A 24,886-nucleotide genomic window follows, 5' to 3' on the forward strand; every position below is an offset into this window, starting at 1 on the left:
AAGTCACCCCGCAGATAAAACCTAAGGCGCCACCAACATATCCCTTCCATTCCTGATGCAATTTTCAAAGAACAAACCTTAGAGGCGCTAGCTGCCGGCGTCTTCGCCAGAACCGCACCCCGTCGGTGGAGGCGGGTTCTATGCGCCTCACCTCGGACTGTCAACGCGGAAATGTCAAAGCGATGACAGACAAAACAGCCACTTTTAACAATGCGTTACGTCAAAACGTCACACAGTTTAGTCAAAGTCAGGTCGATTTAGGTTAGGCATGCGCACTATGCGCAAAAAGGAGAGCTCAAATGGAGGCATGCGGTTGACGCGGTGGCCACGCCCATCCAAGGGCGCGACCAACCGCCGCAATCATGCCGCCTGCACCAGCCGGTCGTTGATCACCAGACCGTCCTTGCCAGCCGAGATGTCGATCGTCTCGCCATCATGCACGGCGCCTTCCAGGATCATCCCCGCCAGCGGATTCTGCAGTTGGCGCTGGATGACGCGCTTCAGCGGACGTGCCCCGTAGGTCGGATCGTAGCCCTCCTCGGCCAGCCAATTGAGCGCCGCCGTCTGCACCTTCATCGTGATCTTGCGATCGGCCAGCAGGGCACGGAGACGTTCCAGCTGGATATCCACGATCGTCGCCATGTCCGCCCGCTGTAGACGGCGGAACAGGATCACCTCATCCAGCCGGTTGAGGAATTCCGGCCGGAAATGCTGCCGCACCAGCGTCATCACCTGACCTTGAACCATCGTCGCCGCCTCGCCTTCGGGCTGGGCCGCGAGGATATCGCTCCCCAGGTTGCTGGTCAGCACGATCATGACGTTGCGGAAATCGACCGTGCGCCCCTGACCGTCCGTCAGCCGCCCATCATCAAGCACCTGGAGGAGGATGTTGAAGACATCCTCATGCGCCTTCTCGACCTCATCGAAGAGGATGACCTGGTAAGGCCGCCGGCGCACCGCCTCGGTCAGCACGCCGCCCTCGTCGTAGCCGACATAGCCGGGAGGCGCGCCGATGAGGCGGGCGACGGAGTGCTTCTCCATGAACTCGCTCATATCGACGCGCAGCAGCGCCCGCTCGTCGTCGAAGAGGAAGGCAGCGAGCGCCTTGGTCAGTTCGGTCTTGCCGACGCCAGTTGGACCGAGGAACAGGAAGCTGCCGATCGGGCGGTTAGGGTCTTGCAAACCGGCACGCGCGCGCCGGACGGCATCCGAGACGGCCTTCAACGCGTCCTCCTGCCCCACCACGCGGCGACGCAGTTCATCCTCCATGCGCAGGAGCTTGGACCGCTCGCCTTCGAGCATCCGCTCGACCGGGACTCCGGTCCAGCGCGATACGACGGCGGCGATGCCCTCCTCATTGACGGCCTCGTTGACGAGGCGTCCGTCCGATTGCTGGGCAGCCGCGATATCCCGTTCCAGCTGAGGGATCACGCCGTATAGCAATTCGGAGGCGCGGCCGAGTTCGCCGCGGCGCTGGGCGCCTTCCACCTCGATGCGCGCCTGGTCCAGCTTCTCCTTTAGCTTCTGGGCGTCGGCGAGGCGCGACTTCTCGTTGCTCCAGGCGGTGCTCATCGCATCCGACCTCTCGCCGAGTTCGGCGATTTCCAGCTCCAGCTTCTCCAGCCGATCGCGGGAGGCCGCGTCCTCCTCGCGCTTCAGGGCCTCGCGTTCGATCTTGAGCTGCAAGAGCCGGCGATCGAGTTCGTCGAGTTCCTCGGGCTTGCTGTCGACCTGCATGCGCAGGCGGCTGGCCGCCTCGTCCATGAGGTCGATCGCTTTGTCGGGCAGGAAACGGTCAGAGATGTAGCGGTTGGAGAGGGTTGCCGCCGCGACCAGCGCGCCGTCCGTGATGCGGACGCCGTGATGCAGTTCGTATTTCTCCTTGATGCCACGCAGGATCGAGATGGTGTCGGCAACCGATGGCTCGCCCACAAAGACCGGCTGGAAACGCCGGGCCAGCGCCGCATCCTTCTCGACATGCTTGCGATACTCGTCGAGCGTGGTCGCGCCGATGCAGTGCAGTGTGCCGCGCGCGAGTTCCGGCTTGATGAGGTTGGAGGCGTCCATCGCGCCGTCCGCTTTGCCGGCACCGACGAGGGTGTGCATTTCGTCGATGAAAAGGACGACCTCGCCTTGGGCGGCTTCGATCTCCTGCAGCACGGATTTCAGCCGTTCCTCGAACTCGCCGCGATATTTGGCGCCCGCGACCATCGAGCCGAGGTCGAGCGCCAGAAGCTTTTTGTTCTTGAGCGCCTCCGGCACGTCGCCATTGACGATGCGGATGGCGAGACCCTCGACGATCGCGGTCTTGCCGACGCCCGGCTCGCCGATCAGCACCGGGTTGTTCTTGGTGCGGCGGGCGAGAACCTGGATGGTGCGGCGGATCTCCTCATCCCGGCCGATGACGGGATCGAGTTTGCCGTTGCGGGCCTGTTCGGTCACGTCGCGGGCGTATTTCTTCAGCGAGTCGAAGGTGGATTCCGCGTTCTGGCTGGTGACCTTGCGGCCCTTGCGGATGTCCGTGACGGCGCGATCGAGGGCCTGCGCATTGGCACCGGCTTCCCGAAGCGCCTTGGCGGCGGGGCCTTCGCCCGCGGCCAGGGCCACGAGCAGGCGATCCTGCGCGACGTAGTCGTCGCCGGCCTTCTGCGCGGCGGTTTGTGCCGCGTCCAAGACGCGCACCAGTTCGGGCGTGATCTGGGGCTGACCGGCACCGCCGCCCTGCACCTTGGGCTGCCGCGCGATCTCGAGGTTGACGGCGTTGAGGGCGCGCGCCGGATCGCCACCGGCGGCGCGGATCAGGCCGGAGGCGGCCCCTTCCTCGTCATCCAGCAAAGACTTCAAGAGATGTTCGGGCGTGATTCGCTGATGGAATTCGCGGATGGCGATGGTTTGCGCGGCCTGAAGGAAGCCGCGAGACCGTTCGGTAAATTTTTCAATATCCATTCTGTGTCCCTTTCTAAGGCGACGCCTCCGGCCCATCCCTAGACTTAGGCAATGGACCGCGATGATGTCTTCTCAGATGGGACGACCGGCCGCCTTGCTCAAGAGGCCGTGATCGCATTCGGCTTCAGGAAACCACTGGCTCCGGGACCGCTTCGGGCGCCACGGCTTCCTCGGGATCCGGCACCGGAGTCAGGACCTTTCTACCCGCCTCACTCGGCCGCAAACCTGGCGTTGGCGGGTCGCCCACGGCCACTTCGACACGTACGGTCATAGAGGAAAAATCCTCGCGGCGACCGAGATAGCCGCCGGATAGCGGGAGGGCCTGATGGGGTTCCCTCGCCATGCAAACGCGGATCAGGTTGCGGCCGGCGATCAGCCCATTCGTTGGGTCATATTCAACCCATCCGGCGCCGGGCAAATAGATCGCGCACCAGGCGTGGGTGGCGCCGCCGCCCTTCATCGGAGCTTCGCTCTGGACCAGCTTCTCGTCATAGAGGTAGCCGGAGACGAAGCGGGCCGCGAAGCCGAGCGAGCGCGCTGCCTCCATCATCAGAACCGCGAAATCCCGGCAGGCGCCCTTCCGCTCCGCAAGAGTCTTGAGTGGCGGGTGCGTGCCCTTCGCCTCGCGCCCCTCATAGGTGAAGTCGGATTTGATCGCCTGCGTCATCGCGATGAGCAGGTCGCGCGTACGCGCGGTCCCGCCCGGCCGCAGGAAACTGCGGGCCCATTTTTCGACCTGACGGTCCGGATCGGCGTAGTGCCGCTCCATCAGCCGGCTGAGATCGGGGTATTCATCTCCCGCATAGCGGAAGGGATAGGTTTCCGCGGCCGGTTCGATCGGCAGATCCGTGGCGGTCGGGTAATGCTTGAGGTCCAGTGCGGAGACGATCCGCAGCTCCTCCGTCTCAGCATTTTCCCAGTCGAGGATACAGACCGAGTTGCCGAAGACATCGTGAGCCCAGCGCGTCCGCGCGCCCGGCGGCGTGATCCAGAGAGTCGCGTCGAGCACGCGCAGATCGTGGCTGTCATGCGGGCGCATCATCAAGCGATGCTCCGTGAGCCTCACCGGGGCGCTGTAGCGATACTCGGTGGTATGGACGATTCGGACCCTAGGCATGACGCGATCCTAACACAGAGATCTTTCCCGATCCCTTCATGCGGCAGGTCTATCCGCCGCCGCATGCCGCGCCATCCCCCGCTTTCGGCCACGGAGCATATCTTTACAGCCAGCAAGCTTCGCACGCGTCCGGCCAATCTGGCCGAGGCCCGCGAGCTTGCGGTCGAAGAACGCCATGCTGGCGACCTCATCACCCATCGGGTCGTGTAGCCAGAAGAAGAGCGTCGGCAGCAGGATCGCGGCGAGACTGGCCCGCTTGGTGTACCAGCTGAAATCCGACGAACGGTCCTCGGCGGCGTACCATATCTGGTCCACCAGCCGCCCGGCGACGCGCAGTCCACGGCTGGGGCGGAGCAGCCAGGCCGCACCGCGCCGTGCGGCTTCCCGATTTGGCTCGAGAGTGACCAGCAAAGCCTCGACCACACCGCGCACGCGCTTGCCGAGCCGCATCTCGCCGCCGATGCGGGGCTGCGCCGCGATCAAGGCCCGACGCAGGGAGAGATCGAGGAAGGCTTCCACCATCTCCGCCGATCCACCAGGAAAGACGAGATCAACGCCCAGCGCATCCGGCGTCTCAGCATAGGCGGCTTTGAAGGCGCGCGATCCCCAGCCGAGGCTTGGGACAAAAGGCAGCATCGCGTCTATCGCGGCGTCCTGCTGCGGATCGGATTTAAAGGCCATGTCAGGATCCCGGGGGAAGCATGGGCTGGAAGCGGGCGACTTCCTCGTTGAACCCCATCAGCGAGAAATCGCTCATACGCATTGTATAAAGGACGCCATCGAGATGGTCGTTCTCATGCTGCACGATAACCCCATGGCGACCCTCCGCGACTCGCTCAATCCGCTCGCCTTCCCAGCCAAGGCCGATGTAGCGGATGCTGGCATGCCGGGGCACCGCCGCCTGGAGACCAGGGATGGACAAACAGCCCTCCCAGCCAAGCGCCATTTCCGGCCCCAGCGGCACAACTTCCGGGTTGATGAGGACATGAGGACCGGGGCCAGGCCCGGTTTCACCGGCCAGACGATCATCGGGCGCCACCGACTTCTGGTCCACAGGCGCCGTTGGCAGGCGGAAGACGAAAAGCCGCAAGGAGACGTGAACCTGCGGCGCCGCGAGACCCACTCCCCCGGCATCGATCATCGTCTCTATCATGTCATCAATGAGCCGGCGGATTTCCGGCGCGGTCGGATCCTCGACCGGATCCGCTCTACGCAGGAGGACCGGGTGACCCATCCTTGCAATCTTGAGGATAGCCATAGACAGAAACCTCGATCAAAGTTTGGAAAGGGTTTGCGGCATCGGATGATCGTGATATAGGCCCGCCTCTTCGGTGGCGGGCCCCCTATGTGCTCCGCTCATCTTTATACCGCAATGCAACGTAACGGAGTAGGCGGCCAAGTGCAGGTTCTCGTTCGGGATAACAACGTCGATCAGGCCCTCAAAGCCCTGAAGAAGAAGATGCAGCGCGAGGGCATCTTCCGAGAGATGAAACTGCGTCGCCATTTCGAGAAGCCGTCCGAGAGACGAGCCCGTGAGGCCGCCGAAGCTGTGCGGCGCGCGCGGAAGATGGAGCGCAAGCGCCTGGAGCGCGAAGGCTTCTAACTCCGACTACGGAGTCCTGGCCACGATATCCGCCCGCCGGTGCAAACCGGCGGGCTTTTCGTGTCCGCGTGGCAGTTCGATGAAAATAATCGCACTGCACAAAATTGTGTAATGCCCTCACCCGCCTAGAAAATCTGGAGTTTTCCTGCGCGTAGCTGGTCGGCTGCCGCACCTGTGGCAAACACCGCCCCATCATTGCCGCGATGCAGCACTATATGCGTCAAAGACAATTCAGATGCCTGTTTTAGGCAGGAGAGGCGAAAAGATGCGGATCGCTCAAGTTGCTCCTTTGGCCGAGGCAGTCCCTCCCAAGTTCTACGGCGGGACGGAGCGCGTGGTGTCCTACCTGACGGAAGAGCTGGTCGAAATGGGGCACGACGTGACCTTGTTTGCCAGCGGTGACTCCGTAACCTCGGCGACCCTCGATGCCGTATGGCCTCAAGCCCTGCGCCTGGATCCGACCGTTCGCGACTGGTCCGCGCCGCTTGCCATGCTGCTCGAGCGCGTGCGGCAGCGGGCGGAGGAGTTCGACGTTCTCCATTTTCACCTGGACTATTGGCCGGCCTCGCTCTTTGGCCGCCACAACATCCCTTATGTGACGACGCTGCATGGCCGGCTCGACCTTCCGGAGCTGCGGCCCGTCTATGCCAGCCTGCCGCCGATGAATGTTGTTTCGATTTCCGAATCGCAGCGCCGGCCGCTGCCGGAGCCGAATTATGTCGGCACGGTGCTGCATGGGCTGCCGAGAGATCTGCTTACCCCGCAGGACGTGGCACCGACATATCTCGCCTTCCTCGGCCGGATCTGCCCCGAGAAGCGGCCCGACCGGGCCATCCGCATCGCGCGGGCGGCGGGCATGCCGCTCAAGATGGCGGCGAAGGTCGATAAGGTCGATGCTGAGTATTTCGAGACGGTCATTCAGCCGATGATCGCCGAGGGTGGCGTCGAGATGATCGGCGAGATCAACGAGGCGCAGAAGCCTGCCTTCCTCAGTGGGGCGAAGGCGCTCCTCATGCCAATCGACTGGCCGGAGCCCTTCGGCCTGGTGATGATCGAGGCTATGGCCTGTGGAACGCCGGTGATTGCGTACAATCACGGCTCGGTGCCGGAGATCATCGACGAGGGTGTGACCGGCTTCATAGTCGAGGACGAGATGGGGGCGATCGCCGCCACACGCCGCCTGAACACGCTCCCGCGCGAACGGGTCCGCGCCAGGTTTGAGGAGCGGTTCACGGCGAGACGGATGGCTGAGGATTATCTCTCGGTCTACGAAACGCTTGCCCGCAGCCGGCGCCCGCGCCTGCGTCTCGTCAGCGGCTAGGGTGTGATGATCTAATACTGCGCGCCGAGATGCAAAGATTCGTCATGGCACCCGAAGGCGGGGCAGCCCCCTGCGTGCCATCCACGCCTTGCCTTCGTCACGCAAGCAAAGGCGTGGATGCTCGGCCTACGCCGAGCATGACGAGGCGGAATGAGCGGTGTTTAGACAAGACATCCACACTAAGCCGATTCGACCTCGCAACGAAGAAAGGGCGGAGCCTTAGCGGCCCGCCCGATCTCCTGCCCCGAATAGCCTGAACTCGTCCGTCAGCGCCGCACTCTCCGACCGCGCAAACGCGACCAGTCGCAACGTCGTCGAAAGTTAGAGAGCCTTGAGGTTTGTCGCGGCGGCTTTGCCCCGCTCCATTGCTACATCGTAGCTAATCTTCTGGCCTTCGTTAAGGCCGCGAAGACCGGCAGCCTGGACCGCGGTGATGTGGACGAAAACATCCTTGCCGCCGTCCTGCGGCATGATGAAGCCGAAGCCCTTCGTGCTGTTGAACCACTTAACAGTGCCGATCGCCATAGCGTAACCATCTCCGTCCAAAAAAGCCGCGCCGTCGCGCTGAGGACAACCGGGGCTTTGGAAGACTTAGCGTCGCCTTAGACGAAGGCTCGGCAAGGCAAGCCAAAAATCGATTGCATTCCTCCTCTGCAGAAAATCACCCCTCTTGTCAATTGCTCCGAGTGTCCCATTGGAGAAAACGAAAAAGGGGTCGGCGCGAACCGACCCCCTCTTGCGATAGCGTTATGTTTCTGAGCCCGTAAGACAGGCTCGGAAGCAACAGACTTTATTAGAAGTCCATGTCGCCCATGCCGCCCATTCCGCCGCCGCCACCCGGCATCGGGGGGGCCTTCTTCTCCGGACGCTCGGCCACCATAGCCTCGGTGGTAATGAGCAGGCCGGCAACGGAAGACGCGTCCTGCAGCGCGGTGCGCACAACCTTCGTCGGGTCGATGATGCCGGCGCCGACCAGATCCTTGAACTCGCCGGTCTGCGCGTCGTAACCCCAGTTATACTCGTCCTTCTCAAGCACCTTGCCGGCGATGACGGCGCCATCGGCACCGGCATTCTCGGCAATCTGACGCAGCGGCGTCTGGATCGCCTTGCGGACGATTTCGATGCCGAAGTTCTGGTCGCTGTTGTCGCCCTTGACGTCCTTGAGGATCGCGGAAGCGCGCACCAGGGCGACGCCGCCGCCCGGAACGATGCCTTCCTCGACCGCCGCGCGCGTCGCATGCAGCGCGTCGTCCACGCGATCCTTGCGCTCCTTCACCTCGACCTCGGTCGAGCCGCCGACGCGCAGCACGGCAACGCCACCGGCCAGCTTCGCGAGACGCTCTTGCAGCTTCTCACGGTCGTAGTCGGAAGTCGTGTCCTCGATCTGCGCGCGGATCTGCGCGCAACGGCCGGCGATGTCCTCTTTCTTGCCGACGCCTTCGACGATCGTGGTGTTCTCCTTCTCGATCAGCACCTTCTTGGCGCGGCCGAGCATGGCGAGCGTCACGGTCTCAAGCTTGATGCCGAGATCTTCGCTGATCACCTGGCCACCGGTCAGGATGGCGATGTCTTCCAGCATGGCCTTGCGGCGATCGCCGAAGCCCGGAGCCTTCACGGCCGCGATCTTCAGCCCGCCGCGCAGCTTGTTGACGACGAGGGTAGCAAGCGCCTCACCCTCGATGTCCTCGGCGATGATCAGCAGCGGCTTGCCCGACTGCACCACGGCTTCCAGCAGCGGCAGCATGGGCTGCAGACCAGACAGCTTCTTCTCGTGAATGAGGATGTACGGGCTTTCGAGGTCCGCAACCATCTTCTCGGGATTGGTAATGAAATACGGCGAGACATAGCCGCGGTCGAACTGCATGCCCTCGACGACGTCGAGCTCGGTCTCGATGCCCTTGCTCTCTTCGACGGTGATGACACCCTCGTTGCCGACCTTCTGCATGGCCTGGGAGATCTTTTCCCCGATATCGGCCTCGCCATTGGCGGAGATGGTGCCGACCTGCGCGGTCTCGAACGGCGTCGTGATCTTCTTGGAGCGGGTCTTCAGCTCTTCGACGACCAGGATGACGGCCTTGTCGATGCCGCGCTTGAGGTCCATCGGGTTCATGCCGGCGGCAACGGCCTTGAGGCCCTCGCGCACGATGGCCTGGGCCAGCACGGTCGCCGTCGTGGTGCCGTCACCGGCGAGGTCGTTGGTCTTGGAGGCCACTTCGCGCACCATCTGGGCGCCCATGTTCTCGAACTTGTCGGCAAGCTCGATTTCCTTGGCGACCGTCACGCCGTCCTTGGTGATGCGCGGGGCGCCGAAGCTCTTGTCGAGCACGACGTTACGGCCCTTGGGACCCAAGGTCACCTTCACCGCATCGGCGAGGATATCGACGCCGCGCAACAGGCGCGCGCGCGCATCGGTGGAAAAACGAACGTCTTTCGCTGCCATATTGAAAAAGTCCTTATTATTTCTGGGAGGAGTTGAAGCTAGAAAGCGCCGTTCAGGCCGCCTTCTTGGCCTCCACGCCGCCGGCGATCACGCCCATGATGTCGGACTCTTTCATGATCAGCAGCTCTTCGCCGTCGATCTTGACCTCGGTGCCCGACCACTTGCCGAACAGGATGCGGTCACCCTGCTTCACGTCCAGCGCGACGATTTCGCCACGCTCATTGCGGGCGCCGGAACCGACGGCCACGATCTCGCCCTCCATGGGCTTTTCCTTGGCGGTATCGGGGATGATGATCCCTCCCGCCGTCTTCTCTTCTGCCGTAAGACGGCGAACGACTACACGGTCGTGCAGGGGACGGAACTTCATTCGGATCGCTCCTGAATGCGGATGTTGCGCTTATGCCCCGCGCTGGCGGCCCTCAGTTTGCGGCACCGGCCTCACGCGATTGGCACTCTCTTCATGAGAGTGCCAGCGATCTAGAGGGTCACTTCCACGAAGTCAAGGCTACGGCAGCACTCTATGTAGATGAGTGCCAACCTACTGATTCGGCACGATTTATCTTGTTCCTGCGAAAAAGAGCCGCCATCATCCTGCTGACCCGCAGCCGCGGGAGCGCCACCCGAAGGAGCCACCCTCAAGTCCCTGACGATCACGAAGGATGCATTGATGCGAGCCACCGACCGCGGCGACTATCGGCTGACCACCGCCGAGATCCTCTATCACCTGCCGGATCATCCGGGTGTCCTTCAAAGCTATATCTGGCAGGACGTGGACCTCGCCCCGGATTTCCCCGGACTGAAGAAATTCCTCGATTTCTGGCAACGGGAGATCGAGGGCAAGCTGCATTCCGTTCGCGTCGGCGCCGCGACGCTCGGTGCCGCGCCCGCGCAATGGGCACAGGCCCCGGGTAGTCACGCGCTTCACTAGGTTTGCGACGGCGCTTTAGGGAGGGGCGCCGGAGGTCTTAAGGGCTCGATGCAGGCATACGCTGGCCGTGCTTTCGCAGGGCGGTGATCGCGGTATAAGCCGCCATGCCCTTCGATCTCGCCATTGCACGCGGCCGCGCGAGCGGCGTGCCCGCCACTCGATCGCGCCGCGCGGTGTCTGTCTGGCTTTTCCTCATCTGTTTCATGCTGCTCGGCATGATCGCCCTCGGCGGCGCCACGCGCCTGACCGGCTCGGGGCTCTCCATCATGGAATGGGCGCCGATCAGCGGGATTCTGCCGCCGCTGACGCACCAGGCCTGGGAGCATCTCTTCGCGCTCTACAAGCAGATCCCGCAATACAAGCTGGAGCATAGCGGGTTCGGCCTTTCGGGCTTTCAGCACATCTTCTGGCTGGAGTGGATCCACCGCTTCTGGGGCCGTCTGACCGGCATCGCCTTCCTGGTGCCGCTAATCTATTTCGCAGTCACCGGACAGATCCGGCGCGGCCTGCTGCCGGGGCTGATCCTCATCTTCTTCCTCGGCGCGATGCAGGGTTTTGTTGGCTGGTTCATGGTCGCCTCGGGCTTCCTGCCGGATACGATCCATGTCGCGGCCTCGCGCCTCGTCGTTCATCTCGTCTTCGCGCTCGTGCTGTATGTAGCGATCTTCTGGGTCGCCATGACCGAGTGGACGCCCATTCCGGCCGCCGCGCCGGGCGCCGTCGGGTTGCGCCGGCTGGTCTGGGCCGTGGTGGTCCTGACTTCGCTTACCATCGTCGCGGGCGGGTTCACAGCGGGGACGCGGGCTGGCTATGTCTTCAACACCTTTCCCTTGATGGACGGCAGGCTGGTGCCACGCGACTACGCGACCCTGACGCCGTTCTGGCTCAATTGGTTTCAGAATCTGGCGGCCGTGCAGTTCGATCACCGGCTGCTGGCGACGCTCACCGGCATAGCAGCACTTGCCGCGACGCTTTGGGGCACCAGCCGCGCGCTTCCCTTGCCGCAAGGCGCGCGCGATGCCCTATCGGCGCTTGGGATGACATTGGTGGTGCAATATGCCCTCGGCATCGCCACATTGCTTCTCGTGGTGCCGGTTGATCTTGCGACTTTGCATCAGGTGGTGGCGGTGCTGCTGCTCAGCGCAGCCCTCATCGCCTTGCACAGCCTGCGCGGTGCCCGGCCCCTTTCGCGGAACGAGGTTCGATAGATGCTGTCTTCAGCCACGCCACTTGAGACCACGGACCGCTTGTTCTTCGGTCAGGCGACCTCGTCGCTCGACCGCCAGGAAGCGGAGCACATCACCTCGGAGGCGCTGCACGGCGCCGATGACGGCGAACTCTATCTCGAATACCGCGAAAGCGAGATGCTCAGCCTGGATGACGGGCGCATCCGCATGGCGAGTTCCGACACCGCCCTCGGCTTTGGGCTACGCGCCGTTTCCGATGAGGCGACCGGCTATGCCCATGCTGGCGAGATCACGCGGGATACGCTGAAGCGGGCGGCGGAGACCGTCAGCGCGGTGCGCTCCGGCCATTCGGGCGAAAGCTCCGGTGCGCCGCGTGCCACCAACCAGCGCCTCTATTCCGACGAGAACCCGCTGCGCACGACCGATTTCGCGGTCCGCACCCGGCTGCTTTCGGAGATCGATGCTTATGCGCGGGGCAAGGATCCGCGCGTCATCCAGGTAATGGCCTCGATGGCGGGCGAATGGCAGGCGGTGCAAATTATCCGCGCCGACGGCAGCCGCGTCGCCGACTTGCGCCCCCTCGTGCGCCTCAACGTGGCCGTGGTGGTCGAGCGGGACGGGCGGCGGGAAACCGGCAGCTATGGCACCGGCGGCCGTTTCAGCTACGCGCGGGTGATGGACGAGGCGGTATGGCGCGCGGCAGCCGACGAGGCTTTGAGGCAGGCAGTGCTCAACCTCGACAGCGTCGCGGCACCGGCGGGCGAGATGGAGGTCGTTCTCGGCTCCGGCTGGCCCGGCATTCTGCTGCATGAGGCGATCGGGCATGGATTGGAAGGCGACTTCAACCGAAAGAAAACGTCGGCTTTCTCTGGCCTGCTCGGCCAGCGCATCGCGAGCCCCGGCGTGACCGTGGTGGATGACGGAACCATCCCTGATCGCCGCGGCAGCCTGACTGTCGATGACGAGGGGACACCGACCAGCCGCACGACGATGATCGAGGATGGGATCCTGATCGGCTACATCCAGGACCGGATGAACGCTCGCCTCATGGGCATGCGCGCGACGGGCAATGGGCGGCGCCAGTCCTATGCGCACGCACCGATGCCGCGCATGACGAATACGATCATGCTCAACGGCCAGCATACGCCCGAGGAGATGATCGGCTCGGTGAAGCGCGGCCTCTATGCCGTGAACTTCAGCGGCGGCCAGGTCGACATCACCTCCGGCAAGTTCGTCTTCTCCGCGAGCGAGGCCTATCTGATCGAGGATGGCCGGGTCGGTCCGCCCGTGAAGGGCGCCACGCTGATTGGCAATGGGCCAGACGCGCTGACCAAGGTGACGATGGTGGGCAACGACATGGCGCTCGATGCCGGGATCGGTACTTGCGGGAAGCAAGGCCAGGGCGTGCCGGTGGGCGTGGGTCAGCCGACCATGAAGATGGCCGGCCTCACCGTGGGCGGCACGGGGAACTAGCTAGCCTGATACCGTCCAGGCAAGCTCTGAGAGCGTGTTGTCGTCTTTAGTTCGAGCCGCGCTTATCTCACCGTGGCATGCTCGACAAAGGCCGAGCATGCCACGACGGATCTTTGGATCCCAGCTCGACATTAGATCCACACGCCTTCAACTCAGGGCGTAATGCCAGGCGGTAGGGGCGGCAGGCTGCTGCTAGAAGGCGGTGGCGCCGGCGGGGCGAGCGGCGCAGGCGGGGCGCTTGGCACCACGGCGGGCGTCGAGACATCACCGGGCATTGTGGCCGCCGGCTGCGCGCCGATTTGGTCGGCACCCATCGGAGTCGGCACCGGGTTGCCGGCGGGCAAACCCACGCTGCCACCTGGCATGGTGTCGGGATTGACCGTGGGTGCCGCCATCGCCGGGGCGGGCATTGCCATTGGCATCGGCGGTGCCGCGGGCGGTTGAATTCCGTAAACCGGCGCGGGCGGCGTGCTGTATCCTGCGGGAGGTGCCACCGGAACCAGCGGTGTGGGCGCACCGGGCATTGCTGACACGCTGGTGTCGGGAACCGCCGTCAAAGGCGGCAGGGAACCACTGCCAAGGTCTTGCGTCTGCACCGGAACCGGAGCGGCCGCGCCGCCCACGGCTGAGACGCCGCCGACCAACCAGGCGCCAAGGTTCTGCCGGATCTGGTATTCGAGCTGCACGTTCTCCGCATTCATCATGTCCTGCGTGATCGTGTACAGGAACGCCCGCAGGGCCTCCGGACTCGTGTCATCGGGGGTAGTGCGGGTGCGGGTGACGGTCGCATCCGTGTAGCCGGTGCGCAGTCCGTCGGCCGAACGCACGCTCAGATGGATGGCGACGGTCGCGACAACCGTGTCACCGACCCGGCGCAGCGAGGCGTCGTTGACCTGCACCGTCGCGGTGCCCGAGCTTCCCGAGGCGACCAGCCGGTCCTGGATCATCGCCTGGACAGCCTGCAGAGGCGTTTCCGGGCTGAGGTTATCGATGTCGCTACCATCCGCCGGGGGAACGTAATTCACCTGGGTGACGATGTTGCTGACATTGAGCGAGATGGGCGCCAGGTAACTGTAGTGCAGCGGCGGGAAAGACTGCGGGACGCCCGCCTCCTGACTGCAGCCGGCCAAGGCCAAAGGCGCGGCAAAGCAGGCCCCGAGCAGCAGTTGACGGAAATACGGGACGTTCACGGCGTGTCTCCTGTTCTGTCGTTCGGTCTCTCAGTCGCGACCAAGCTCACGAAGTCTCAACCTCTGAGGGCGCGGCGGGGAACTCGCCGCGAGGAAAGCGGAAGTCGATGTTGCAGAATTCGCAGGTCATGGCGATGTCGCCATCAATCACCATCGCATCAAGATCGCCACCGCCGAAGTTCTCAAGAATCGCGGAGAGTTTCGCACGCGTGCAGCGGCAGCCATAGGCCAGAGGGCGGGGCCGGTCGGCGGCCACCCCCTCGGTGTGGAAGAGACGGTAGAGCAACTGCTCGGCCGGGAGCGTGTCGTCCAGCAGCTCCTCGTCCGACAAGGTGCCGGCAAGCGTCGTCGCCGTGCGCCAGCTTTCGTCCTGTTCGGCTTCGCTCAAGGTCAGATTGCCCTCGCCGCCTTGGGCAACCCTTTCGAGGATGAGAGCCCCGGCGCGCCAGCCGGAACGGGTATGGGCGCAAGCGAGATGCAGCGCGCATTCCAATTGCTCGCTGGTAGCGAAGTAATGCAAGGCCATCTCGGTCAGGCTTTCGCCCTCGATCGCGACGATGCCTTGATGCCGCTCTCGGTCCCCGCCTTGGTCGACGGAAAAGGCGATATATCCCTCCCCCAACAGAGCGGCGTCGCTCGCCGCCATCTCGTCCAAGACGTCGAGCTTGTTCTCCCCTGCCCGCGCATAGCCACGCAGGGCACCTTGGTCCGTGCAGTCGGCAAGCATGAGGCTGACCGGCCCGTCGCCTTTCGCCTGAATGCTGAACACGCCCTTGAACTTGAGTGCCGTCGCCAACGCGGCGGTAAGCGCCAGCATCTTGCCGGCCAGCAGGGTTACCGCCGGTGGATTGTCGTGGCGCGTCAGCAGGGCGTCGGCGAGCACGCCGAGCCGGATCAACCGGCCCCGTACGGGGCGGCCGGGGAGATGAAAAGGCGTTACGCCGCGCGGAACCACGATGTCAGGGACATTGGGACGGCCGCTATCGAGGAAGGCTGGAGTCTCGCTCATTGTCTCTAGATTAGTCACCGCTGCGGCTTTCGCCATGCATGATCCGCAAAGAGGTCAATCGCCGCTGCCGGTTAGCCATGGCACGCGCAGCACCGGAACCGAGCCGAGGCTCACCGCGCCAGACTTGAGGGTGAGCGGAACGTTCAGCGCCGAGGGCGTGGCCGAAGCCGAGGGGGAGATCAGCAGCCCCAACATGGCCCTCAGCGCGGTGGCGGCCGGACGCTTGAGAACGTGGCTATGGATCAAGTACTCGATCGCGGCATCCACTCCGGTCGCATGCAGACGCGCCGTGCCTTCAGGTTGCAGCGTCGCACCCAGGGAGATTTGGCCCTCTCCACTCGCGGCGAGAGGGCCGTAGTCGAGACGCAGCAGACGAAGGTCAAGGCTGCCTCCGCTGTCACGCCACGCCGCGAGCGTCATCGGCGCACCGCCGGGCATCGCCGTCGGGCCGGAAATCCCAACGGCCCCCGCCAGCGCCGCCACGCGGCGACCCAGGCCGAGGCCATTCTTCTCGGGCAGGTCAATGTCGGAGGCGGAGACAAGCATTGCGATCGCGGCGCGGTCCCTGCCCGCGCTGCGATCGACGGACAAGGTTCCGACCATATCAGCGATGGCGAGGCTGCTCGGCGTTGCCGCAGCATTCGGAAAGGCGGCCAGTAGCTGGCGCGCACGGAACGTCGCGGCGGTCGGCGCCCCGCCGGGCTGAAGCGCCGCATGCGCCACGAGGCGTTCGGCCGCGAAGGGAATCGGCCCTGAGCCCGCGATGGCTAAGGTCTGCCGGCCTGTGGCGGCCAGATAAAGGTCGTCGGGATGGCGGATGTCGAGCGCGAGGGTCAGCCGATCGGCCGTCCAGGTGATGCCGCCGGGCACCATGTTCTGTGGCCCCACGATATTCAGATCCGGGAGGATAAGCGCGGCCGCGAAGGGCCAGCCCGCTCGGGTCGGGGTGCCATGGGCGATCGTCCACCCCGCGCTTCGCTGCTCCGCCTCCCAGGCCGCGAGATGCGTGTTCATCCGGTCGGCCACCCATAGCCAGGCCCCCGTCCAGCCAGCGACGGCCAGGAGAACAAGGAGGATCAAGCCGGCCAAAACCCGGCGGAGGGGACGCCTTCTGCGCATCCGCCTGCATATCCCCATGCGCCTGCTTGCCGCCACCCCGCCCCGCTTATATGCGTCTGCACGCAAAGCATCGGAGACGGGGATGGCTGCGAAGTCGGTGAAGAAGGTCGTGCTCGCCTATTCGGGCGGGCTCGATACCAGCGTGATCCTGCGGTGGCTGCAGACGACCTATCACTGCGAGGTTGTGACCTTCACCGCCGATCTCGGCCAGGGCGAGGAGCTGGAGCCGGCACGCCGCAAGGCCGAGATGCTCGGGATCAAGGAAATCTTCGTCGACGACCTGCGCGAGACCTTCGTGCGGGATTTCGTGTTTCCGATGTTCCGCGCCAATGCATTGTATGAGGGGCAATATCTTCTCGGCACCTCGATCGCCCGGCCGCTGATCGCTCAGCGCCAGATCGAGATCGCGGAGCAGGTGGGCGCCGATGCGGTCGCTCATGGCGCGACGGGCAAGGGCAATGACCAGGTGCGGTTTGAGCTCGCTTATTATGCGCTGAAGCCGGATGTGACGGTGATCGCGCCGTGGCGCGAATGGGATTTGACCAGCCGCACCAAGCTCATCGAATTCGCGGAGCAGAACCAGATTCCGGTGACCAAGGACAAGCGCGGCGACGCGCCTTTCTCCGTCGACGCGAATCTGCTGCACTCGTCGTCAGAGGGAAAGATCCTGGAGGATCCCGCGATCGAGGCCGACGAGATCGTCTATCAGCGCACCATCCGGCCCGAGGATGCGCCCGACCAGGCAACCGTCATCAGCATGGATTTCGAGCACGGTGATCCCGTCGCGATCGATGGCGAGCGGCTGTCTCCGGCGTCGCTGCTGACCAAGCTCAACGCACTCGGCAAGGCCAATGGCATTGGGCGGCTTGATTTGGTGGAGAACAGATTCGTTGGGATGAAATCACGCGGCATCTATGAGACGCCGGGCGGCACCATTTTGCTTGCCGCACATCGCGGGATCGAGAGCATCACGCTGGATCGCGAGGCGGCGCATCTCAAGGACAGCCTGATGCCGCGCTATGCGGAGCTGATCTACAATGGCTTTTGGTTCAGCCCGGAGCGGCGGATGCTGCAGGCGTTGATTGACGAAAGCCAGGGATCGGTGAGCGGCCGGGTGCGGTTGAAGCTCTACAAGGGCAATGTGACGGTGATCGGGCGGGAAAGCCCGAACAGCCTGTATTCGATGAAGGTTGTGACCTTCGAGGATGACCAAGGCGCCTATAACCAAGTCGATGCGCAGGGCTTTATCAAGCTGCAGGCTCTCCGGCTGCGGTTGGGTGCCGCGGCGGGACGGAAGGGCGGCGCGCTTTAAGCGCGCCCCACCCTTCTGCGCAGGTGATGCCGGGCTTCTTACGTGCGCGGCACCACCTGCCCTGGCTTCATGCGCTTCAGAGCCCCGATTTCGTCGGCCCGGCAGTTTGGATAAAGGCCTGACCCGATCTGAAAAAATCGGTTTTGTTGTTCAATATATTTTTGCATCCCTGCTACCCGAGCCGCCTCAATGAGATTGTTAGTCTCTCGCTCACCCCAGTTTGTTCCGTCAAATGTGAATTTACCGGGAAGCACGCCAACCACCGTGCCATCGTAAAATTGCTGGATAATCTGCTGGGGATACACGAGACGCGAGTCCGTGTCCCGGTAGGTCCAAGGCTTGTACCATGTCCAATTCGGCACCTTAATTACAGTGCCACTAGGCGCAAGATTCGTAAATTGCTCCTTATTCAACCAGTTTATTAATCCGAAGTTGGGGCAATCAATTTTTTGGCCGTACGGTCTGTTGGTCCCGCCAATAATATCGTCTGTAATTAAATTATAGCCCTGCTGGATCCTGTCGACTTGCTTAAGCGTCCGCGCATGGTCGTAGATTGAACTCGGCGTAACATTTCCGTAGTCGAAACTGCCTCCCTGGCCAACTGCCGAAAGAGCGTCATTATATCCGTCAAACATCGACGCGCGCAGAAACCTTGGGCTAAGCGGATTGAACTGCGTTTTCAATTGCTGAGTGGTGCGCAGCGCGTGGTCTCCCAGATCGGACAGCTGAGGCCTGATCGTGCGGTAAGCACTTTCTGAAAGTGGGTATTCTAAATAACGTTCAAAGGAGTCGTCGAACCTTTCCATAAATAGATTCGCCGCCTCAGGGCTGAACATATTGTCGGGGCCGACGGAATACTGGAAATAAAACTCCGCCAACTTGCGGCCACTTCGAGCAGGGAACCCAGCTGACGACCTCATTATAGCAAGATTGACGGCTTCTTGCTGGCGCGGCGTAAGCTGCGCCAAGCGCTCGCGCGTCATGGCCATGAGGTCGCTGAATGTTACGGCCCCATTGGGAGCAGCGCGCACGTTGATGTCATGCGCGGCGGGGGCAGGCAACCAGGCCTGGGCGCTCGGCTGGAATGCTGCGCCGCCTGATGCGGAGTCTAAAACATTTTTTGAGAGAGCCGTCACCGGCATGCCGACCGGCTGACTGGGCATGTAAGAAGCCGGCGGGGTCACAGTGACAGTTAGCCCTGTTTGAGTGTGGCCGGCCTGAGGGGCCGTTGGGGCGCCTCCATTCAAATAGTTGTTGTATGCGTACTGAAGCGCGTTCGTCGTAGTCTTCCCTAGGTAATCAACAAAGGGCTGGTAGAGTGGCACGGCCGCAGCCGCGGCATAGGATGCGTAACCCGGCCAATACTCGGTACTGTTGCTGGTCAGGCTGGCATTGTTGGTGGTCCCATTGGACAAAGGTTCGATCCTAAATCAACACAATGTCCTATTTACGGTTAGAACTTCTGAATATTACCTTAGCTCTTTGTTTTGGTATCGAATCATGCGATCGATCCGTCATGACTCGCAGCATGTCACGACGCCCTGCGTCCCATTACCTCGGTGGCATCAAGCGCACTATTCTGCCCCTCTCTGACCGCCGGGCGCGAAGGAGGCCGATCCGCGAACGACTAGGCCCCTGGAGCGGGCGAAGGGAATCGAACCCTCCTAGCTAGCTTGGAAGGCTAGAGCATTACCACTATGCTACGCCCGCCCTGGACCCCCTCAATAGCGCTACGCGCACTCGGCTCGCAAGGCCGCGATGGCGATGTGTAATGTGGCTGGTCCCCGCCATCAGACTGAGGGATAACTTGGCCGTTAGGCCGGACCCACACGGTAAACGAGGCGGATGGACGATCAGGTATTGGCCCGGCTGGGAGAGGTGCTCGAACAAGCGCCCCCGCCCGTCAGCGTAACGGAAGCCGAGGCCCTGGCGAGGCGGCATTACGGATTGACGGCGACGGCCACGCCGCTGGCCGGCGAGCGCGACAGCAATTTCCACCTGCGCGATGGGGAGGGACACGAGTATGTCCTGAAACTGATGCATCCGGCGGAGGATCCGGCGGTCGTCGATTTCCAGGATCAGGCATTGCTGGAAATTGCCCGCCGTGACCCCGCGCTGCCGGTACCCCGCCTGATCGCGCCACAGTCTGGGGGCACCAGCGTGCAGGTAGAGGACGGAGCGCCGCCGCGCATCCTGCGGATGCTGACCTACTTGCACGGCACGCCGCTCGGCCGCGGACCAGCCGCCGATGCCGCGCAGCGATGCCAGCTCGCACGATACCTCGCCCGGCTTGACCTCGCGCTGAGCGGTCTGCGTCATCACGCCGAAAGCCACGATCTGCTTTGGAACCTGCATTATGCCGCCCGCACGCGGGGCTTGCTCGCTCATGTCTCCGACCCGGCGCGCCGGGCGATCCCGACGCAATTCCTCGATCGCTTTGAGCGCCATGCGCTGCCGATCCTGCCGGGCCTTCGCGCTCAGGTCGTCCACAACGACTTCAACCCGCACAACGTTCTGGCCGATGGCGACGGCATCGCCGGGATCATCGATTTCGGCGATATGCTGCGCGCGCCACTTGTGCAGGATCTCGCGACCGCCGCAGCCTATCAGGTCGGAGACGAGGCGGCACCACTCGGCGGCGTTTCGGAAATGGTTGCCGCCTATCACGCCGTGCTGCCGCTGCTGCCCGAGGAGGTGGAGATTCTCGCCGACCTGATCGCCGCGCGGCTAGTATTGACGATCGCCATCTCAACTTGGCGCGCGGCGCGGCACCCGGATAACGCCACCTATATCATTCGCAACCAGGGAACCGCATGGCGCGGCCTGCATAGTCTCAGCACTATCTCGCGCGCCGAGAGTCAAGCGGTTCTACGCCGCGCCTGCGGGATGGGATGATGTTCGCATGTCGATGATCAATGCCTATGACCGAAACCGTGCCGATGGTGTCGCGGCGCGCGAGCGTGAGCTCATCAAGCGCCGGGCGGCTTTGCTCGGTCCTGCCTATCGTTTGTTCTATGCTAATCCGGTGCATGTCGTGCGTGGCGAGGGCGTTTGGCTTTACGACCCGGATGGGCAGGCCTATCTAGACGTCTACAATAACGTCGCCTGTGTCGGTCATTGTCATCCGCATGTCGTGGCGGCTCTTTCGCGACAGGCGGCGACCCTCAATACGCATACGCGCTACATCAACGAAGGCATCCTGCTGTACGCTGAACGGCTGCTGAGCAGCTTCCCCGCTGAGCTTGGCCAAATAATGTTCACCTGCACGGGTAGCGAGGCAAATGACCTCGCCTATCGCGTGGCCTGTGCGGCGACGGGCGGCACGGGATTCATCGTAACGGAACTCGCCTATCATGGCGTGACTTCCGTGATCGCTGGGATGTCCCCGTCACTGGGCCGCGCTTCTCCGCTCGGATCACATGTGCGAACGGTGCGGGCGCCTGACCTGTATCGCTCGGATGGGCGCGATGTCGGCGAGGTCTTTGCCGAGCATGTGCGCGCGGCGGTGGCGGATCTTGCGGCGCATGGTGTCAGGCCGGCGGCGCTGCTGGTCGATACGATTTTCTCGTCGGATGGCGTCTTCGCGGAGCCAGCGGGTTTCCTGCAACCGGCGGCGGCCGCCATCCGCGAGGCGGGGGGGATTTTCATCGCCGACGAGGTGCAGCCCGGTTTCGGCCGCACCGGCGAGGGCATGTGGGGATTTTCCCGGCATGGGCTGCGGCCCGATATCGTGACGATGGGCAAGCCGATGGGCAACGGCCACCCCGTCGCCGCGATGGTGGCGCGGCCGGAGTTGCTGGAGCGCTTCGGCGAGCAAACGCGATATTTCAACACCTTCGGCGGTAACCCGGTTTCCTGCGCGGTGGGGATGGCGGTACTCGACGTCATCGAAAGTGAGGGCCTGATCGAGAATGCGCGTCTGGTGGGCGCTCATCTGCGAGATGGCCTTGTCGCGATCGCTGAGCGCCACGCGCTGATTGGCGATGTGCGGGGAGCCGGTCTTTTTGTCGGTGTCGAACTCGTTACGGACCACGCGACGAAAACACCGGCAACCGAGATTACCGCGCGTCTCGTCAACAGCTTGCGGGACAAGCGTGTGCTGATCAGCGCCTCCGGCCCGGCGGCCAATGTGCTCAAGATCCGGCCGCCGCTGGTTTTCACGCGCGCCCATGCAGACCTGTTCCTGACGGCGATGGACGAGGTTTTGCGGGAGATCGAACGGGATTGAGCGCTCGCGGCGCTGCCGTCCTACTTTCGGCTGATTGGCAGCCTAGGAACGCCTCTCTAGCGTGATCCGCCTGGCAAACGGGCGGTATCGGGCAGAATGAGCGGCTTGAAAAATTCGCGTGACAGTTCCCTGCGAGATCGCGCGCGCGCCGTCGTTCCCGGCGGCATGTGGGGCCATATGAACGCCGCTGCGCTGCCGGAGGGCTATCCGCAGTTCTTCGCACGCGGCGCCGGCAGCCGCGTGTGGGATGTCGATGGCAATGAATATGTCGACTTCATGTGCAGCTGGGGGCCGATCATCCTCGGCCACCATCATCCCGAGGTGGATGAGGCGGCAAAGCGCCAACTAGCGCAGGGCGACTGCCTGAACGGACCGAGCGAAGCAATGGTCGAGCTGGCGGAGACCCTTGTCGAGATCCTGCCGCATGCCACTTGGGCTCAGTTCCAGAAGAACGGCACCGACGCCACCACCACCGCCGTTACGGTCGCCCGAGCCGGTACAGGGCGCCGCAAGATCCTGGTGGCGAAGGGTGCTTATCACGGCGCCGTGCCCTGGTGCTCGCCCTCGCTCGTCGGCGTGACCGCGGAGGATCGCGCCCACATCATCCAATACGAATACAACGACGTGGCGAGTCTTGAGCAGGCCGTAGAGCAGGCGAAGGGCGATCTCGCCGGCATCATCGTCAGCGCGTTCAAGCATGATTTCGGGTTCGACCAGCATCTGCCGACGCAGGATTTCGCGCAAGCCGCCCGCGCCGCTTGCGATGCCGCCGATGCCGCGCTGATCGTCGATGACGTGCGTGCCGGCTTTCGTCTCAACCTCGGCGGAAGCTGGGAGAATGTCGGTGTGCGGCCGGATCTTTCGGCCTGGAGCAAATCGCTCGCCAACGGCTTCTCGATCGCGGCTTTGACGGGCAATGACCGGTTTCGCGAAGCGACGACATCGATCTTCACCACTGGATCCTTTTGGTGTTCCGCGCTTTCCATGGCGGCTGGGGTCGCGACACTGCGCGTCCTGCAGCGGGATGACGGTGTGGGCCATATGACACGGCTGGGCCAGACGCTGCGGGACGGGCTGGATGCGCTGAGCCGCAAGCATGATTTGCCGATCCGGCAGACCGGTCCCGTGCAGATGCCTATGGTGCTGTTCGATGACGATGCCGATCGCCGCCGCGGCTTTGCCTTCTGCGCCGCCGCTTTGAAGCAGGGCGTCTACTTCCACCCGCTGCACAACATGTTCCTCTCCGCCGCCCATAAGCCCGAAGACATCGCGCGCGCCCTGGATGCGGCCGAGCACGGTTTTCGCGCCGCACGTGCTGTCCCTTCGGCGCACGACTAAAGGCGGCAACCCGCTTTCGATCGGACGTCGTCAACCTTTGGAGGCTCAGTGATGGTGCTTGCGAAATTCTGTCGATCCGGCTTGCTTTCCGCCGCATCGCTGGCGGTCATGACGGCGGTTGCCGGTTTGGCGACTCTTGGCACGGCGAAAGCAGATGATTCGTCGATCGTCGTCGCCCGCGCGATGGACCTCAACTCGCTCGATCCGGCGCGCGCCTATTGCGACACCTGCCAGATTTATCTCTCGGCGGTTTACGACACGCTGCTCACGCTCGGTTCCGACAACAAGACGATTGTTCCCGACCTCGCGCAGAAGTGGGAAGTCAGCCCGGACGTCACGACCTTCACCTTCCACCTTAACCCAGCGGCAAAGTTCACTGACGGAAGCCCGGTGACGGGGACCGACGTGAAATGGTCGCTGGAGCGGCTGAAGAATATCAAAGGTGGCGCGTCCTATCTGATGGACAGCCTCAAGTCGATCGAGGTGAAGGACCCGCAAACCGTCGTCATCACGACCAAGACACCCAATTCCGAGTTCCTCGGCATCTTGGCCGCGACCTATGTCGGCATCATCAATAGCAAACTCGCTTCCGCCCATGGCGCGAATGCGAATGCGGATGCCGCGACAAGCGACACGGCCGATACCTGGTTCCTGGCGCATTCGGCCGGCAGTGGCGCGTTCACGCTGCAAAGCTATAAGGCAGACGATGCGCTGCGGCTGAAGCGGAATGATGATTACTGGGGCAAGAAGGCGGCGGTCGGCGGCGTGATCGTGAAGCAGACGGCCGACGCCGTGACCCAGGCGCAGATGCTGCAATCCGGCGCGGCCGATATCGCCATGCAGATCGATCCCGATACCTCGAAGACCATCCACGACCCCAATATCGTCTTCAAGACGGTGCCGTCCTTCAACTATGTCTATGTCGCCTTCAGCCCGATCGCGAAGGGTGCGCCGGTGACATTGTCCTATGACGTGCGCAACGCGATAGCTTTGGCAATCGACTACAAGGGCGCGATCGACTTCACGGTCGGCGGCGAAGGGTCGCTGCAGCCCTCCGCGATCCCCAATGGCTTCCCCGGTACCGAAAACCTGCCCGATCCGGTCACCGATGTCGCGAAGGCGAAGGCGCTGCTGGCCAAGGCAGGGCTTGCGGATGGTTTCAAGCTCGGTCTCGAATTCCCGGCGATGGATGTTTACGGCATCGATCTCTCGTTGCTCGCACAAAAGCTCCAGCAGGATCTGGCGCGGATCAAGGTTAGCCTCGTTCTGAAGCCGCAGACTTTCAATGTCTGGGTGACTGACATCGACACGCCGGGCGTGCCCTTCACGATCGGCTTCTTCGCGCCGGATTATTTCGGCAGCGCCCAGTATGTGCAGTATTTCGGCATGCTGCCCGGGAATATGCCCTGGGGTAAGCGCGCGGGTGTCGGCACCACGCCGGGCCTCGACGGCAAGCTTGAGCTCGACATGTTCAACAAGGCGCTGGCCGCCCCTCCCGGCCCGGCCGGCGAGGCCGCGTATCGGGCGCTTGGAATGAAGATGATCGAGGATAAGGTGATCCTGCCGATCGTGAGCCCGGACCTCGTGCTTGCCTATCGCAGCAACATCGGCGGCGTGCGGTATAGCGCCTGCTGCAACCTGCCGCTGAACGAGATCGTCAAGCACTAAGCCGAAA

At 63.3% G+C, this 24,886-nt stretch carries 21 protein-coding genes and 1 tRNA gene; 10 read left to right on the forward strand and 12 right to left on the reverse strand.

Annotated elements, in window-relative coordinates:
* Positions 1-360: 360 nt before the first annotated feature.
* From clpB to GSQ92_RS27210, 4 genes are all read right to left on the reverse strand, one after another.
* Entirely contained in the window at positions 361-2,946 is a 2,586-nt protein-coding gene (gene clpB / locus GSQ92_RS27195) for an ATP-dependent chaperone ClpB (RefSeq protein WP_158806633.1), read from the reverse strand.
* A 124-nt stretch (positions 2,947-3,070) separates the two neighbouring features.
* On the reverse strand, positions 3,071-4,063 hold the full coding sequence (locus tag GSQ92_RS27200) for a transglutaminase family protein (protein WP_158806632.1): 993 nt from the start codon (positions 4,061-4,063) through the stop codon (positions 3,071-3,073).
* A gap of 36 nt (positions 4,064-4,099) precedes the next feature.
* Positions 4,100-4,744 carry a COQ9 family protein gene (locus GSQ92_RS27205; RefSeq protein ID WP_158806631.1) on the reverse strand — a complete coding sequence of 215 codons (645 nt, stop codon included), beginning with the start codon at positions 4,742-4,744 and terminating at the stop codon, positions 4,100-4,102.
* A 1-nt stretch (position 4,745) separates the two neighbouring features.
* Positions 4,746-5,321 (reverse strand): peptide deformylase, encoded by a 576-nt coding sequence (locus GSQ92_RS27210; RefSeq protein ID WP_158806630.1) that lies wholly within the window; start codon positions 5,319-5,321, stop codon positions 4,746-4,748.
* Between the two features lie 141 nt (positions 5,322-5,462).
* On the opposite strand from GSQ92_RS27210, the gene rpsU reads away from it, so the two are divergent.
* Together rpsU and GSQ92_RS27220 are read left to right on the forward strand one after the other, a co-directional pair.
* The gene (gene rpsU / locus GSQ92_RS27215) at positions 5,463-5,666 is read left to right on the forward strand and encodes a 30S ribosomal protein S21 (protein WP_141459012.1); all 204 of its coding nucleotides are present in this window, start codon (positions 5,463-5,465) and stop codon (positions 5,664-5,666) included.
* A gap of 265 nt (positions 5,667-5,931) precedes the next feature.
* The gene (locus GSQ92_RS27220) at positions 5,932-6,987 is read left to right on the forward strand and encodes a glycosyltransferase family 4 protein (protein WP_158806629.1); all 1,056 of its coding nucleotides are present in this window, start codon (positions 5,932-5,934) and stop codon (positions 6,985-6,987) included.
* Between the two features lie 321 nt (positions 6,988-7,308).
* On the opposite strand, the gene GSQ92_RS27225 is transcribed toward GSQ92_RS27220, so the two are convergent.
* From GSQ92_RS27225 to groES, 3 genes are all read right to left on the reverse strand, one after another.
* Positions 7,309-7,512: a cold-shock protein gene (locus tag GSQ92_RS27225; RefSeq protein ID WP_158806628.1), complete on the reverse strand. Its 204-nt coding sequence runs from the start codon at positions 7,510-7,512 to the stop codon at positions 7,309-7,311.
* Between the two features lie 268 nt (positions 7,513-7,780).
* Positions 7,781-9,427 carry a chaperonin GroEL gene (groL, locus tag GSQ92_RS27230; protein WP_158806627.1) on the reverse strand — a complete coding sequence of 549 codons (1,647 nt, stop codon included), beginning with the start codon at positions 9,425-9,427 and terminating at the stop codon, positions 7,781-7,783.
* A gap of 52 nt (positions 9,428-9,479) precedes the next feature.
* Positions 9,480-9,794: a co-chaperone GroES gene (groES, locus tag GSQ92_RS27235; RefSeq protein WP_158806626.1), complete on the reverse strand. Its 315-nt coding sequence runs from the start codon at positions 9,792-9,794 to the stop codon at positions 9,480-9,482.
* A gap of 300 nt (positions 9,795-10,094) precedes the next feature.
* On the opposite strand from groES, the gene GSQ92_RS27240 reads away from it, so the two are divergent.
* The 3 genes from GSQ92_RS27240 to tldD all read left to right on the forward strand — a co-directional run bounded on the left by GSQ92_RS27240 (position 10,095) and on the right by tldD (position 13,015).
* On the forward strand, positions 10,095-10,355 hold the full coding sequence (locus GSQ92_RS27240) for a Usg family protein (protein ID WP_158806625.1): 261 nt from the start codon (positions 10,095-10,097) through the stop codon (positions 10,353-10,355).
* A 104-nt stretch (positions 10,356-10,459) separates the two neighbouring features.
* Positions 10,460-11,563 carry a COX15/CtaA family protein gene (locus GSQ92_RS27245; RefSeq protein ID WP_159014681.1) on the forward strand — a complete coding sequence of 368 codons (1,104 nt, stop codon included), beginning with the start codon at positions 10,460-10,462 and terminating at the stop codon, positions 11,561-11,563.
* Positions 11,564-13,015, forward strand: a complete 1,452-nt coding sequence (tldD, locus tag GSQ92_RS27250) for a metalloprotease TldD (RefSeq protein WP_158806624.1) — start codon at positions 11,564-11,566, stop codon at positions 13,013-13,015.
* Between the two features lie 152 nt (positions 13,016-13,167).
* Here tldD and GSQ92_RS27255 read toward each other — a convergent pair whose 3' ends face one another.
* Genes GSQ92_RS27255 through GSQ92_RS27265 form a run of 3 tightly spaced genes read right to left on the reverse strand, consistent with a single transcriptional unit; the run spans position 13,168 to position 16,333 of the window.
* Entirely contained in the window at positions 13,168-14,205 is a 1,038-nt protein-coding gene (locus tag GSQ92_RS27255) for a hypothetical protein (RefSeq protein ID WP_159014682.1), read from the reverse strand.
* Positions 14,206-14,251: 46 nt separating this feature from the next.
* Entirely contained in the window at positions 14,252-15,250 is a 999-nt protein-coding gene (locus GSQ92_RS27260) for an Hsp33 family molecular chaperone HslO (RefSeq protein ID WP_254065982.1), read from the reverse strand.
* A gap of 18 nt (positions 15,251-15,268) precedes the next feature.
* On the reverse strand, positions 15,269-16,333 hold the full coding sequence (locus tag GSQ92_RS27265) for a DUF2125 domain-containing protein (RefSeq protein ID WP_158806622.1): 1,065 nt from the start codon (positions 16,331-16,333) through the stop codon (positions 15,269-15,271).
* Between the two features lie 82 nt (positions 16,334-16,415).
* Here GSQ92_RS27265 and GSQ92_RS27270 point away from each other — a divergent pair, with 82 nt between their 5' ends.
* The gene (locus GSQ92_RS27270) at positions 16,416-17,645 is read left to right on the forward strand and encodes an argininosuccinate synthase (RefSeq protein ID WP_158806621.1); all 1,230 of its coding nucleotides are present in this window, start codon (positions 16,416-16,418) and stop codon (positions 17,643-17,645) included.
* Positions 17,646-17,683: 38 nt separating this feature from the next.
* Here the strand turns inward: GSQ92_RS27270 and GSQ92_RS27275 are convergent, their stop codons facing one another.
* Positions 17,684-19,060 carry a hypothetical protein gene (locus tag GSQ92_RS27275; protein WP_158806620.1) on the reverse strand — a complete coding sequence of 459 codons (1,377 nt, stop codon included), beginning with the start codon at positions 19,058-19,060 and terminating at the stop codon, positions 17,684-17,686.
* Between the two features lie 221 nt (positions 19,061-19,281).
* A tRNA-Gly gene (locus GSQ92_RS27280) sits at positions 19,282-19,355 on the reverse strand.
* Between the two features lie 135 nt (positions 19,356-19,490).
* On the opposite strand from GSQ92_RS27280, the gene GSQ92_RS27285 reads away from it, so the two are divergent.
* The 4 genes from GSQ92_RS27285 to GSQ92_RS27300 all read left to right on the forward strand — a co-directional run bounded on the left by GSQ92_RS27285 (position 19,491) and on the right by GSQ92_RS27300 (position 24,879).
* Positions 19,491-20,540 (forward strand): phosphotransferase, encoded by a 1,050-nt coding sequence (locus GSQ92_RS27285; RefSeq protein WP_158806619.1) that lies wholly within the window; start codon positions 19,491-19,493, stop codon positions 20,538-20,540.
* Between the two features lie 7 nt (positions 20,541-20,547).
* Positions 20,548-21,873, forward strand: a complete 1,326-nt coding sequence (locus GSQ92_RS27290; RefSeq protein ID WP_158806618.1) for an aspartate aminotransferase family protein — start codon at positions 20,548-20,550, stop codon at positions 21,871-21,873.
* A 96-nt stretch (positions 21,874-21,969) separates the two neighbouring features.
* Complete coding sequence (locus GSQ92_RS27295) at positions 21,970-23,211, forward strand: aminotransferase class III-fold pyridoxal phosphate-dependent enzyme (protein WP_174246752.1); 1,242 nt, start codon at positions 21,970-21,972, stop codon at positions 23,209-23,211.
* Positions 23,212-23,262: 51 nt separating this feature from the next.
* Complete coding sequence (locus tag GSQ92_RS27300; RefSeq protein ID WP_216850630.1) at positions 23,263-24,879, forward strand: ABC transporter substrate-binding protein; 1,617 nt, start codon at positions 23,263-23,265, stop codon at positions 24,877-24,879.
* Positions 24,880-24,886 lie beyond the last annotated feature (7 nt).

It is taken from the genome of Acidisoma sp. S159 (assembly GCF_009766125.1).
Classification (GTDB): Bacteria; Pseudomonadota; Alphaproteobacteria; order Acetobacterales; family Acetobacteraceae; genus Acidisoma.

What these genes read in the sequence shown, in the direction of transcription:
- GSQ92_RS27205 (WP_158806631.1), bottom strand. Translation starts at nt 4,744, where the DNA reads ATGGCCTTTAAATCCGATCCGCAGCAGGACGCCGCGATAGACGCGATG.
- GSQ92_RS27260 (WP_254065982.1), bottom strand. Translation starts at nt 15,250, where the DNA reads ATGGCGAAAGCCGCAGCGGTGACTAATCTAGAGACAATGAGCGAGACT.
- GSQ92_RS27225 (WP_158806628.1), bottom strand. Translation starts at nt 7,512, where the DNA reads ATGGCGATCGGCACTGTTAAGTGGTTCAACAGCACGAAGGGCTTCGGC.
- GSQ92_RS27240 (WP_158806625.1), top strand. Translation starts at nt 10,095, where the DNA reads ATGCGAGCCACCGACCGCGGCGACTATCGGCTGACCACCGCCGAGATC.
- GSQ92_RS27245 (WP_159014681.1), top strand. Translation starts at nt 10,460, where the DNA reads ATGCCCTTCGATCTCGCCATTGCACGCGGCCGCGCGAGCGGCGTGCCC.
- groL (WP_158806627.1), bottom strand. Translation starts at nt 9,427, where the DNA reads ATGGCAGCGAAAGACGTTCGTTTTTCCACCGATGCGCGCGCGCGCCTG.
- GSQ92_RS27200 (WP_158806632.1), bottom strand. Translation starts at nt 4,063, where the DNA reads ATGCCTAGGGTCCGAATCGTCCATACCACCGAGTATCGCTACAGCGCC.
- tldD (WP_158806624.1), top strand. Translation starts at nt 11,564, where the DNA reads ATGCTGTCTTCAGCCACGCCACTTGAGACCACGGACCGCTTGTTCTTC.
- GSQ92_RS27300 (WP_216850630.1), top strand. Translation starts at nt 23,263, where the DNA reads ATGGTGCTTGCGAAATTCTGTCGATCCGGCTTGCTTTCCGCCGCATCG.
- GSQ92_RS27270 (WP_158806621.1), top strand. Translation starts at nt 16,416, where the DNA reads ATGGCTGCGAAGTCGGTGAAGAAGGTCGTGCTCGCCTATTCGGGCGGG.
- GSQ92_RS27220 (WP_158806629.1), top strand. Translation starts at nt 5,932, where the DNA reads ATGCGGATCGCTCAAGTTGCTCCTTTGGCCGAGGCAGTCCCTCCCAAG.
- GSQ92_RS27295 (WP_174246752.1), top strand. Translation starts at nt 21,970, where the DNA reads ATGAGCGGCTTGAAAAATTCGCGTGACAGTTCCCTGCGAGATCGCGCG.
- GSQ92_RS27265 (WP_158806622.1), bottom strand. Translation starts at nt 16,333, where the DNA reads ATGCGCAGAAGGCGTCCCCTCCGCCGGGTTTTGGCCGGCTTGATCCTC.
- clpB (WP_158806633.1), bottom strand. Translation starts at nt 2,946, where the DNA reads ATGGATATTGAAAAATTTACCGAACGGTCTCGCGGCTTCCTTCAGGCC.
- GSQ92_RS27285 (WP_158806619.1), top strand. Translation starts at nt 19,491, where the DNA reads ATGGACGATCAGGTATTGGCCCGGCTGGGAGAGGTGCTCGAACAAGCG.
- GSQ92_RS27210 (WP_158806630.1), bottom strand. Translation starts at nt 5,321, where the DNA reads ATGGCTATCCTCAAGATTGCAAGGATGGGTCACCCGGTCCTCCTGCGT.
- groES (WP_158806626.1), bottom strand. Translation starts at nt 9,794, where the DNA reads ATGAAGTTCCGTCCCCTGCACGACCGTGTAGTCGTTCGCCGTCTTACG.
- GSQ92_RS27290 (WP_158806618.1), top strand. Translation starts at nt 20,548, where the DNA reads ATGTCGATGATCAATGCCTATGACCGAAACCGTGCCGATGGTGTCGCG.